Origin of the sequence: Salmonella sp. 32120201201600049SM, assembly GCF_017572835.1 — a bacterium.
GTDB lineage: Bacteria > Pseudomonadota > Gammaproteobacteria > Enterobacterales > Enterobacteriaceae > Salmonella > Salmonella enterica.
Window position 1 is genome coordinate 59028 of the sequence record NZ_JAGESA010000006.1, and the last position, 12561, is coordinate 71588.

Sequence of the window (12561 nt, forward strand, 5' to 3'; positions counted from 1 at the left end):
TGGTCAAACCTAATGTCCATAGATGTCGTCAGTCACTTCACAAATATCCGCCTCCTGGCAGATATCTTTAACCGTTCGTCCGGCTTCGACCAACTTAATTACGGCGATGTTCTGATGCTCAGTGAGACGGGCTTTACGCATAGAGATTCCTTCGTCAGCAGATCGATGACGTGATCTCTAAATGTGAATAGCACGATTATGTGGAGTAATATGAGCACATGGTATAAGAATGTATACGGATATTTTACTGCTGAAATATAATAATGGGAGGGGTTATGAATAAACAGGACGTATGGGAGAGAAAGGGTATAAAGATAAAATGCTTGCAGTATCTAATAGATAACAATGAAAAATCAGGTAATTGAGAAACTATTCAGTGTTTAGGTTGATGTGATATTAAGTCATTCAGCCGCTACAGCGCATTATCAGGATAATTTCGTCTGGATAAAACGGAGGAGGGAATCGCCACAGGTTTAACAGACACCGCTGAGTCATTTAAGATGACTTAAAGAGAGGAGCCCATGAGCGGTAAATGTTATCCCGAAGCGTTTAAAATTAAAGTGGTAGAACAGATTATTGAGCGCAGCCATTCTGTTTCCAGCGTCGCAACACGTCTTGATATTACTATCCATAGTCTTTACGCCTGGATAAAGCCGCCACATTCACGACGGCATCATGTTGACCTGAATCTGACGGGGCATACAGGCAGTTCTGGCTGGAATCGGGCTGTGTTTATGGTTATCGCAAGATCTGTCTCGATCTGCTGGATATCGGGAACAATGCGGTGTAAACAAAGTCTGGTGGTTGATGCAACGTGTGGAGATAAAGGCTCAGGTCGGATACCGAAGTCCACGGGCGCGTGGCGATTCATTTTATTGAGGTCAGAAGAGGCTAATTGGCGGAAGATCACAGGAGTCGAACCTGCCCGGGACCGCTGGCGGCCCCAACTGGATTTGAAGTCCAGCCGCCTCACCGGAGACGACGATCTTCCGCGCCTCGATTGCTACATGGAGGCGCGCGCATTATAGCTACTTCCTGACGTTTCCACATCCCCTCCCGTGCTTTTTTAACTTCCCTTTCCTTCTGCCATGATCGGTTTCATATAAACCCCCATAAAATCCATTAGTTACATTTCATCACACTTTTTGGCGCTACCCTGATCACAGAAAACAAGAATCGTAATTTGATAACTAAATAACGGAATATTCATGCTCGCAGGGAAGGTTTACAAAAACTGTAACCGGTATCAGTGAGCGTTGTGAGCGTTAAGGATGCGTAATGAAAAGTGAGATTCTCTCCGTTAAGGAGAAGATTGGCTATGGTATGGGCGATGCCGCGAGCCACATCATCTTTGATAACGTCATGTTATATATGATGTTCTTCTATACCGATATTTTCGGCATTCCCGCTGGTTTTGTTGGCACCATGTTTTTACTGGCGCGTGCGCTTGATGCCATCTCCGACCCTTGCATGGGCCTGCTGGCCGACCGTACCCGCTCTCGCTGGGGCAAATTCCGACCCTGGGTGCTGTTTGGCGCGTTGCCGTTTGGTATCGTTTGTGTGCTGGCTTATAGCACGCCGGATCTCAGTCTGAACGGCAAAATGATTTATGCCGCCATCACCTACACGTTGCTCACCCTTCTGTACACTGTGGTCAACATCCCTTACTGCGCGTTGGGGGGTGTAATAACCAATGACCCAACGCAGCGTATCTCCCTGCAATCCTGGCGCTTTGTGCTGGCAACGGCGGGCGGAATGCTTTCTACCGTACTGATGATGCCTCTGGTGAAACTGATTGGCGGCGAGAATAAGGCGCTGGGCTTCCAGGGGGGTATCGCAGCGCTCTCGGTGGTGGCGTTCCTGATGCTGGCGTTCTGCTTCTTTACCACCAAAGAGCGCGTTGAAGCGCCTGCCACCCATACCTCCATGCGTGAAGACCTGCGTGATATCTGGCACAACGACCAGTGGCGCATAGTCGGCCTGCTCACCATCCTGAATATTCTGGCGGTATGCGTGCGCGGCGGGGCGATGATGTATTACGTCACCTGGATATTGGGCAAACCGGGCGTGTTTGTCGCCTTCCTCACCACCTATTGTGTCGGCAACCTGATTGGCTCGGCGCTGGCAAAACCGTTGACCGACTGGAAATGCAAAGTGAGCGTTTTTTGTTGGACCAACGCTTTACTCGCAGTAATCAGCGTGGCGATGTTCTTCGTACCGATGCACGCCACGATTGCTATGTTCGTCTTTATCTTTGTGATTGGCGTATTGCACCAGTTAGTCACGCCTATCCAGTGGGTGATGATGTCTGACACCGTCGACTACGGCGAATGGTGTAACGGCAAACGCCTGACGGGGATCAGTTTTGCCGGCACGTTGTTCGTGCTGAAACTGGGTCTTGCCCTCGGCGGGGCGCTGATTGGCTGGATGCTGGCAGGCGGCGGTTACGACGCGGCGGCGAAAACGCAAAACAGCGCCACGATCAGCATCATCATCGCTCTGTTCACTATCGTTCCGGCCATCTGTTATCTGCTGAGCGCCGCGATCGCTAAACGCTACTACACCCTGAAAAGCCCGTTCCTGAAAACCATTCTGGAACAACTGGCGCAGGGCGCACACCGCAACGAACAAGAATTTACCCATAAAGAATTGCAGAACTAAAGGAACAGACTATGAAAATTAGCGACGGAAACTGGCTGATCCAGCCTGGCCTTAATTTGATTCACCCGGTTCAGGTGTTCGACGTTGAACAGCACGGGAATGAGATGGTGGTCTATGCCGCGCCGCGCGATGTCCGCGAACGAACCTGGCAACTGGATACCCCGTTGTTTACCCTGCGCTTTTTCTCGCCGCAGGAAGGAGTGATAGGTGTACGGATGGAACACTTCCAGGGCGCTTTGGATAACGGCCCACATTATCCGCTCAATGTCTTGCAAGATATCAACGTGGAGATGCAGAACAACGCCGAATTTGCCGAACTCAAGAGCGGCAGCCTGAGCGTGCGCGTCACCAAAGGCGAGCTCTGGTCACTGGATTTTCTGCGCAACGGTGTACGTATCACCGGTAGCCAGTTGAAGAATAACGGCTATGTGCAGGATACCAACAGCGGGCGCAACTACATGTTCGAGCGTCTGGATCTCGGCGTGGGCGAAACCGTCTACGGGCTTGGCGAGCGTTTTACCGCGCTGGTGCGCAACGGTCAGACGGTGGAGACCTGGAACCGTGACGGCGGCACCAGTACCGAGCAGTCTTACAAGAACATCCCGTTCTATATCACCAACCGTGGCAACGGTGTGCTGGTGAATCATCCGCAGTGCGTGTCGTTTGAAATTGGCTCCGAGAAAGTCTCCAAAGTTCAGTTCAGCGTTGAGAGCGAGTATCTGGAATACTTCGTCATCGACGGCCCGACCCCGAAAGACGTGCTGAACCGCTATACCCAATTTACGGGTCGTCCGGCGCTGCCGCCCGCCTGGTCGTTTGGCCTGTGGCTGACCACCTCATTCACCACCAACTACGACGAAGCGACCGTTAACAGCTTTATCGATGGTATGGCCGAGCGCAATCTGCCGCTGCACGTCTTCCACTTCGACTGTTTCTGGATGAAGGCTTTCCAGTGGTGCGATTTTGAATGGAACCCGGTGACTTTCCCCGATCCGAAAGGGATGATTCGCCGCCTGAAAGCGAAAGGGCTGAAAGTCTGCGTGTGGATTAACCCCTACATCGGCCAGAAATCCCCGGTTTTCCAGGAGCTGAAAGAGAAAGGGTATTTACTTAAACGCCCGGACGGCTCCTTGTGGCAGTGGGATAAATGGCAGCCGGGACTGGCGATTTACGACTTCACCAACCCGCAAGCCTGCGAATGGTATGCCGACAAGCTGAAGGGCCTGGTGGAGATGGGAGTGGACTGCTTCAAAACTGACTTCGGCGAACGCATTCCAACGGATGTGCAGTGGTTTGATGGTTCAGATCCACAGAAAATGCACAACCATTATGCTTACATCTACAACGAACTGGTGTGGAACGTGCTGAAAGAGACCGTCGGCGTTGAAGAGGCGGTGCTGTTCGCCCGTTCCGCCTCGGTGGGCGCGCAACAGTTCCCGGTGCACTGGGGCGGCGACTGCTACGCCAACTACGAATCGATGGCGGAAAGCCTGCGCGGCGGGCTGTCCATCGGCCTGTCAGGGTTTGGCTTCTGGAGTCATGATATTGGCGGATTCGAGAATACCGCGCCGGCGCATGTCTACAAGCGTTGGTGCGCATTCGGCTTGCTCTCCAGCCACAGCCGCCTGCACGGTAGCAAATCCTACCGGGTTCCGTGGGCCTATGACGACGAGTCCTGTGACGTGGTGCGCTTCTTCACCGAACAGAAGTGCCGGATGATGCCGTATCTGTATCGGGAAGCGGCGCGCGCCAACGAAGCCGGTACGCCAATGATGCGGGCGATGATGCTGGAGTTCCCGGACGATCCGGCGTGTGATTATCTTGATCGCCAGTACATGCTGGGAGATGCGGTCATGGTAGCGCCGGTATTTAGTGAAGCGGGCGACGTGGAGTTCTACCTGCCAGAAGGCCGCTGGACGCACCTGTGGCGCAACGATGAAGTGCAGGGCAGCCGCTGGCATAAACAGCAGCATGACTTCCTGAGTCTGCCAGTGTACGTGCGTGACAATACACTACTGGCGCTGGGCAACAATAGCCAGAAGCCCGATTACGCCTGGCATGAGGGTACGGCCTTCCAGTTATTCCATCTGGATGACGGCTGCGAAGCGGTCTGCGAAGTCCCTGCTACGGATGGTTCGACAATCTTTACGCTGCAGGCGAAACGCACAGGCAATACTATTACGGTGAGCGGCGAAGGCAAGGCGCGCAACTGGACGCTGTGTCTGCGTAATATTACGCAGATTAGCGGTACCAAATGCGGCTCATATGCGGGAAGTGAACTGGGCGTAGTGGTCACCCCGCAGGGAAATGAAGTGGTGATTACGCTTTAAATCTGAATCGCCGGATGGCGCCGTGAGCTGCGCTTATCCGGCCTACAAATGAGCAAGAACCGTAAGCCCGGTAAGCGCCATCGCCACCGGGCAAGCCCTCAATTACAGCGTTGGCTCCGTTGACGTAACTTCACCGCCGGACACCACGCCCGCTTGCATCGTCTGTGTTATCTGCTGCTTTTGTGCGTTGACCGCGTGTAATTGCCCGTTTACCGTCGGTTTCAACGGCGCATCGGCCTGAATATTGCCGCTGGCCGTGAGCTGAATATTGCCATCGCCAGCAATCGGTAATGCCGGCCAGCCCCACTGCTGTAGCACATCCATTGGTACGCCGCGTCCGTTCAGGCTGATTTGCGTCTGACGCTGCGGCAGTTGCGATACGCTGGCAGTGGCTTCCAGTATCCCTTTTCCAGTAAACGCGCTCAGATCGCTGATGTTGACCGTGCTGGCATTAGCCGTCAACGACAGCGACGGGCGGCGCACGTCCACACGGTTAAAGGTTGCCGCTGCGGCGTTGAGGGTCGCATTGCCGCTCCAGACGCCCCATTGATGATGTTGTACCAGCTCCAGGTTTGCGCCGTAGCCGTCCAGAGCGGTGATTTGCCACGGGAAGGCCGGGTCGATATCGATCACCAGATTGCGGCTGGCGCTGAATTTTTTCAGCGTCAGGCTGTTCAACCAGTCGGGCAACGGCTTCATCCATAACTGCTTCCAGTTTTCCGGCAGCGTATACTCCAGCCCGGCGATAGCGGTATCGTCCAGAATCAGCGCTTTGCTCTCGCGTAACCAGGCGCCGGAGGTTCTGACCATACCGCCTTCCCAGCGGGTGGTGAACTGGCGTAGCGCAACGCCCTGTGGTGAAAATTCGGCGTTCAGGATTGGATCGAGCAAGTGCAGTGAGCCGTAAATAAACTCACTGGCGTTCATCGATAATTTACCTTCCTGACTTTGCCAGTCTTCTTTGCGCAGAGTCAGATTGCGCAAACTCAGGTCAAGATCGGTGACAGCCCAGTCTGGTCCTTGCAGGCTGGAGTCCGTCACTTCAAGACGACCAATCTGCAAAGATGGAACCGTAGTAAGCGGCGCGAAAAACTCGCTCAGGGATTTATCGCTTTGTAACCGAATATCATTCAGCCGCAGATTTTCAACGACCCAACTACCATCAGCGTTACGCCGGGCGACGCCGGTTAACGCTCCGCGCGCCATATCGGCGCCAACGGTGTTTAACATCACCTGATCATGGTCGATACTGCCTTCAATAAGCACATTCGTGGCGTGAACGTCGTTTAACGTCAGCGAACCGGCGCTCAGTTGGATCTGGGCTTTATTGCCCAATACCCGACCGGCTTCGGGGCGCCAGGGCATAACGCCGCCGTTAACGCGCTGGGCGCTCAACCGCCATTCGCTGCCGGGACTATTGAGCGCCATATTGCGAAGTTGCAGGCGGTCGGCCTCAAACGGGAAAGGGGCGGTTTGCACTGAAATATTCAGCGTGCCGTCCTGTAACAGAATCGTGTCGACATGCAGCGGCGCGGTTAACTGGCGAATGCTCAGACCGATATCTACGGTTTTCGCGACCAGGGTAGCAGGCTGACCATCACGACCAAAGGTCACATTCTCCAGTAAAAGATGGGATGGGGCGGAAAAACGATGATCCATCACGTCGAATGTGAGGTGATAACCGCTGTTCTCTGATACCCAGTTGCTGACATGATCTGCGCCCCAGCGCGTTTGCAGCAGAAAATAAAAGCCGAAAATCACCACTAAACAGGCGATCAGCACGTAGAGAAGCAACCTCCCAATCAATTTCATGGTCTTCCATCCCGTGAAATGCACATAGGGGATTTATGCACGATTTGCGTGCAATCCTCAAGACAGGAATGGTGAAAGAGCGTTACAGCAGCGGCGAATCGTGTCGCCGCCGCAGGGTTTTTACGGTTTTTCCGGCGGGAGAATCAGGTTCAGCACGATAGCCGTGATGCCGCCAGCGGCAATTCCGGATGAGAGCAGATTTTTCACCCATTCCGGCGCGAACTGCAGGATCTGCGGCTGTTGCGAAACGCCAAGACCCACGGCCAGCGACAGGGCGATAATCAGAATCGCGCGGCGGTTCAGTGGCTCACGCGAGACAATACGCACCCCGGAGGCGGCAATGGTGCCGAACATCACCAACGTGGCGCCGCCGAGCACCGGTTCCGGGATATGCTGCACAAAACCGCTTACCGCCGGGAACAGGCCGAGTACAATCAGCATCAGCGCGACGACAAATCCCACATAGCGACTGGCGACGCCAGTCAACTGAATGACGCCGTTGTTCTGACCGAAACAGGAATTCGGGAACGTATTAAATACCGCTGAAACAAATGAGTTCAGGCCGTTAGCCAGTACGCCGCCCTTTAGCCGTTTCATGTACAAGGGGCCGGATACCGGCTGCTCAGAGACATCAGAGGTGGCGGTGATGTCGCCGATGGTCTCCAGCGACGTAATCATAAAGACCAGCATCAACGGCAGTAACAGGTTCCAGTCAATGCCCAGACCATAATACAGCGGGGTCGGCACCATCAGGATGTCCTGCGAGACCGGCGCGTTATTCTCAGGCAACATGCCCATAAACCAGGCCAAAAGATAGCCTGCCGCCATGGCAATAACCAAAGAAGCCACGCGCAGGTAGGGATTACGCTGCCGATTCAGCAGGATAATAATGGCCAGGACGACGCCGGCCAGCAGCAGGTTTTTCGGTGCGCCAAAGGTGTTGTCGCTCATGGCGGCATAGCCGCCGCCGATGGAGGTTAGCCCCACCTGAATCAGCGACAGGCCAATAATCATCACCACGACGCCGGAGACTAACGGCGTGATAATCCGGCGCGCCAGATGTAGAATGCGAGAAAGCACCATCTCGGTGCAGCTTGCCAGCATCAGCGTGCCGAACAGCGCCGCCATCATCGTCGGGACGTCCGCGCCGCCGGTTTTCAGCGCGGTACCGCCCATAATCAGCGGGGCGACAAAGTTAAAACTGGTTCCCTGGATGGATAACAGCCCCGATCCTACCGGCCCCCACGCTTTGATTTGAATAATAGAGGCTACGCCGGAGGCGAACAGCGACATGCTGATAATGTGCTGCGTATCCTGCGCCGGTAAACCCAACGCCTGGCAGATTAACAGCGCTGGCGTGATTACCGCGACAAACATGGCCAGCAGATGCTGACAAGCGGCAAAAAGGGTTTGAGGGAGCGGCGGGCGATCTTCAAGACGGTAAATTAATTCGCTGTTTTGCGTCTGCGCAACCGGTTGCGCATCTGCCGGCTCGATGGCGTTAACGGACATCAGGGACATTCTCGTGGTGGAAAAGCGGTGATTTTATCTGACCAGGTGGTAAAAGCAAACGATTGCGAGCGAATATTCTTAATATTTAAAAAAGATAAATGCACCTTTTTATATAACTTTTTGCCTTTTTCTGCTTAAAATCCATGCCGAAGACTCGCAAAGAGCTAAAAAACTGACTCAGGAAATGATTTGTGCGCACATGTCACAGCGCACTACAGGAGCTTTAAATGTTTGAACTCGATACCTTATCGACCCTTGTCGCCGCCACGCTGGTGCTGCTACTGGGTCGCAAGCTGGTCCAGTCTGTCTCCTTACTGAAGAAATATACGATTCCGGAACCGGTGGCGGGGGGGTTACTGGTCGCGGTTGCTCTGCTTGTGCTGAAAAAAAGCGTCGGTTGGGAGGTCAACTTTGATATGACCCTGCGCGATCCGTTGATGCTGGCGTTTTTCGCGACGATCGGCCTTAACGCTAACCTTGCCAGCCTGCGCAAGGGGGGACGCGTTGTTGGCGTCTTCCTGGTCGTCGTGGTCGGATTACTGCTGATGCAGAATGCCATCGGTATCGGCATGGCGAGTCTGTTGGGGCTGGACCCGTTAATGGGGCTGATTGCCGGGTCAATTACGCTGTCCGGCGGACACGGTACCGGCGCGGCGTGGAGTAAACTGTTTGTCGAACGTTATGGTTTTGCCAATGCCACCGAAGTTGCGATGGCATGTGCAACCTTTGGCCTGGTGCTGGGCGGGTTGATTGGCGGCCCGGTAGCGCGTTATCTGGTGAAACACTCCACCACGCCGGATGGAATGCCTGACGATCAGGCCGTGCCGACAGCCTTTGAAAAGCCGGATGTGGGCCGTATGATCACCTCTCTGGTGCTAATCGAAACCATCGCCCTGATTGCTATCTGTCTGACCGTGGGCAAAATCGTAGCGCAGCTACTGGCGGGAACGGTGCTTGAACTGCCGGTCTTCGTTTGTGTGCTATTTGTTGGGGTGATCCTCAGCAATGGCCTGGCGCTGGTGGGTTTTTATCGCGTATTTGAGCGTGCTGTTTCGGTACTGGGGAACGTGAGTTTGTCACTGTTCCTGGCAATGGCGCTGATGAGCCTGAAGCTGTGGGAACTGGCGTCACTGGCGCTGCCGATGCTGGCGATTCTGGTGGTACAGACCATCTTCATGGCGCTGTACGCGATCTTCGTCACCTGGCGCATGATGGGGAAAAACTACGATGCGGCGGTGCTGGCGGCGGGTCACTGTGGTTTTGGCCTGGGCGCAACGCCGACCGCCATTGCTAATATGCAGGCGATTACCGACCGTTTTGGCCCCTCACATATGGCGTTTCTGGTGGTGCCGATGGTCGGCGCGTTCTTTATCGATATCGTCAATGCGTTGGTGATCAAGCTGTACCTGATGTTACCGATTTTCGCGCAATAAGGGTTTGTACGGCGGCATTAAAGCCGCCGTGCTCATTAGGCGTTGGAATAACGTTCGGTTTCCGGCATCCAGCGCTCAATCAGCGCTTGTGCCTGCTGCGGATAACGTTCGTGAATATGACGGGCAATACGCTGAACTTCGGGGATCATGGCTTGATCGCGCAGCAAATCAGCTACTTTAAATTCGGCGTTACCCGTCTGGCGCGTGCCCAGTAATTCCCCCGGGCCGCGAATCTCTAAATCTTTTTGTGCAATCACAAAGCCGTCGTTGCTGTCGCGCAATACCTGTAAACGCTTCTGCGCCGTTTTCGACAACGGCGATTTATAGAGCAGCACGCAGTGCGACGCGACCGCGCCACGGCCAACGCGTCCTCTGAGCTGGTGTAACTGCGCCAGGCCCAGTCGCTCCGGGTTTTCAATAATCATCAGGCTAGCGTTAGGAACATCGACCCCCACCTCAATCACCGTAGTGGCGACCAGCAGTTGCAGTTCGCCCTGCTTAAAGGCCTGCATCACCGCCTGTTTTTCGGCGGGCTTCATGCGGCCGTGTACCAGGCCGATATTCAACTCCGGTAACGCCAGCTTGAGCTCCTCCCAGGTGGCTTCCGCCGCCTGCGCTTCCAGCAGGTCAGATTCTTCAATCAGCGTACAGACCCAGTAGGCCTGACGGCCTTCGGTTGTGCAGGCGTTGCGCACACGATCAATGATTTCATGGCGACGGGTATCCGGAATCGCAACGGTAGTGACAGGGGTACGGCCCGGCGGTAGCTCGTCAATCACCGAGGTATCGAGATCGGCGTAGGCAGTCATCGCCAGGGTGCGAGGAATGGGCGTTGCGGTCATAATCAACTGATGCGGATGAAAGCCCTGCTGCTGGCCTTTTTCCCACAATGCCAGCCGCTGGTGGACGCCAAAGCGGTGCTGCTCATCGATAATGACCAGCGCCAGCCCGTTAAACTGCACCTGTTCCTGGAAGATAGCGTGGGTGCCGACAATCATCTGCACCTGACCGCTGGCAATAGCCTCTTGCTGCGCCTGACGCGCTTTACCTTTTTGCTTACCGGCCAGCCAACCCACTTCAACGCCCAACGGTTCGAACCAGTTGCGGAAATTATTTGCGTGCTGTTCAGCCAGCAGTTCGGTCGGTGCCATCAACGCGACCTGCTTACCGTGGGCAATAGCGCGCAAGGCGGCAAGCGCCGCAACCAGCGTTTTCCCTGAGCCGACGTCGCCCTGAACCAGACGCATCATCGGCACATCGAGCGCCATATCACGTTCGATCTCTGCCACCACCCGCGCCTGCGCGCTGGTGGGTTTAAACGGCAACGACGCCAGCAGCTTGTCTTTCAATATGTTGTTGGTACTTAGCGGCTGCGCGTGATAGCGCTGCGCGCCTGCGCGAAGCGCCAGCATACTGAGATTATGCGCCAGTAGCTCTTCAAGAATAAGCCGCCGCTGCGCCGGGTGTTTGCCGGTTTCTAAATCGGCGAGCTGGAGCGTCGGCGGCGGGCGATGCAAGGTACGTAGAGCCTCCGGCAGGCTCATCATACCCTGCGCCAGTTCCGGTGGCAGTAGTTCGGCAATGGCGCAGGTGTCGAGCAACTCCAGCGCCTGATCGGTAAGCTTGCGCAGTGTCGCTTGCTTCACGCCCTCGGTGGTCGGATAGACGGGGGTGAGCGTTTCCTGAAGTTCCGGCGTGCTGAGATCGCCCTGCAGGCGATATTCCGGATGGATCATCTCTGCGCCATACTTGCCGCGCTTCGCTTCCCCGTAGGCCAGCACACGTCGTCCCGTCGCCAGGCTGTTTTTCATCGCCGCGTTAAAATTGAAAAAGCGCATGGTAAGAATGCCGGAACCGTCGCTAATCTGGCAGGTCATCATCCGACGACCGCCGAAAGTGATATTGCAGTTCAGCACTTCGCCTTCAACGGTGGCGTAGATGCCAGGCAGCAGTTCGCCAATGGGGTAGAGATGGGTGCGGTCTTCGTAACGCAGAGGGAGGTGGAGCAGGAGGTCCTGCACGGTATGCAGGCCAATTTTCGCCAGTTTACTGCTTTGCGCTGCGCCGACGCCTGTCAGGGAATTGAGCGGAACAGCGTCTAACAAGCGGCCTGACATGGTGATTACCCTGCCGCCTGCATCGTCGCCCACCAGTCAGCATCGGCGTCGATTTCGCCCTGCTGATTGACGCGAGGATAAGGCAGACCTTTACGTTTAGCGACTTTCGCCAGCACCGGATAACCACCCTCAAACAGCAGGCGCTGCTGTTCATCTTCCGGCAACATGCTATTTTCACGCAGATACATGCCCGCGTTCTGTCGCTGGCGCTGGGCTTCATAAAGAATGAGCGCGGAGGCGACGGAAACATTCAGCGACTGTACCATGCCGATCATCGGAATGATGATATCCCGATCCGCCAGGTCTAATGCTTCCTGAGTAATACCGGTTTTCTCCTGACCCATCAGAATACAGGTCGGGCGCGTGTAATCAATCTCGCGAAAGTCTACGGCCTTATCAGAAAGATGGGTTGCCAGAATCTGCATTCCCCGTCCTTTCAAATGGGCTACCGCATCGCCAATGGTACGGTGAGTTTTCACCTGTACCCAACTGTTGCTGCCCGCCGCCGCGGAAGCCATGGTGCGCATCCGGCTACCAGGCCAGATGGCATGGACTTCATGGACACCAACGGCATCTGCGGTACGAATGATTGCAGAAACGTTATGAGGTTTGTGGACTTGCTCCATGCAGACCGTGAGATCAGGCTGACGCCTGGCGAGCATTTCGCATATACGCGCATAACGTTTTGGATTCATA

7 protein-coding genes, 1 tRNA gene and 2 pseudogenes are annotated in these 12561 nt (G+C 55.0%); 4 read left to right on the forward strand and 6 right to left on the reverse strand.

Annotated features, from left to right (window positions below):
* Positions 1-30: 30 nt before the first annotated feature.
* Positions 31-141, reverse strand: a pseudogene (locus tag J4650_RS22850) (transposase); the annotation flags it as partial.
* Between the two features lie 380 nt (positions 142-521).
* Here J4650_RS22850 and J4650_RS14220 point away from each other — a divergent pair.
* Positions 522-861: pseudogene (locus J4650_RS14220) on the forward strand (transposase); the annotation flags it as partial.
* Between the two features lie 35 nt (positions 862-896).
* On the opposite strand, the gene J4650_RS14225 reads toward J4650_RS14220, so the two are convergent.
* A tRNA-Sec gene (locus tag J4650_RS14225) sits at positions 897-991 on the reverse strand.
* 287 nt (positions 992-1278) lie between these two features.
* On the opposite strand from J4650_RS14225, the gene J4650_RS14230 reads away from it, so the two are divergent.
* The gene (locus J4650_RS14230) at positions 1279-2661 is read left to right on the forward strand and encodes a glycoside-pentoside-hexuronide family transporter (RefSeq protein ID WP_000834256.1); all 1383 of its coding nucleotides are present in this window, start codon (positions 1279-1281) and stop codon (positions 2659-2661) included.
* An 11-nt stretch (positions 2662-2672) separates the two neighbouring features.
* Positions 2673-4991: an alpha-xylosidase gene (gene yicI / locus J4650_RS14235; protein ID WP_023993461.1), complete on the forward strand. Its 2319-nt coding sequence runs from the start codon at positions 2673-2675 to the stop codon at positions 4989-4991.
* A 102-nt stretch (positions 4992-5093) separates the two neighbouring features.
* Here yicI and J4650_RS14240 read toward each other — a convergent pair whose 3' ends face one another.
* Positions 5094-6803: an AsmA family protein gene (locus J4650_RS14240; RefSeq protein ID WP_023993462.1), complete on the reverse strand. Its 1710-nt coding sequence runs from the start codon at positions 6801-6803 to the stop codon at positions 5094-5096.
* 120 nt (positions 6804-6923) lie between these two features.
* Positions 6924-8315 carry a xanthine/proton symporter XanP gene (gene xanP / locus J4650_RS14245; protein ID WP_000115428.1) on the reverse strand — a complete coding sequence of 464 codons (1392 nt, stop codon included), beginning with the start codon at positions 8313-8315 and terminating at the stop codon, positions 6924-6926.
* 227 nt (positions 8316-8542) lie between these two features.
* On the opposite strand from xanP, the gene gltS reads away from it, so the two are divergent.
* Positions 8543-9748, forward strand: a complete 1206-nt coding sequence (gene gltS, locus J4650_RS14250; protein ID WP_000462250.1) for a sodium/glutamate symporter — start codon at positions 8543-8545, stop codon at positions 9746-9748.
* Positions 9749-9783: 35 nt separating this feature from the next.
* On the opposite strand, the gene recG is transcribed toward gltS, so the two are convergent.
* Positions 9784-11865, reverse strand: coding sequence for an ATP-dependent DNA helicase RecG (recG, locus tag J4650_RS14255; RefSeq protein ID WP_000016751.1), 2082 nt, complete (start codon positions 11863-11865; stop codon positions 9784-9786).
* A gap of 5 nt (positions 11866-11870) precedes the next feature.
* Complete coding sequence (trmH, locus tag J4650_RS14260; protein WP_001068436.1) at positions 11871-12560, reverse strand: tRNA (guanosine(18)-2'-O)-methyltransferase TrmH; 690 nt, start codon at positions 12558-12560, stop codon at positions 11871-11873.
* Position 12561: the final 1 nt, after the last annotated feature.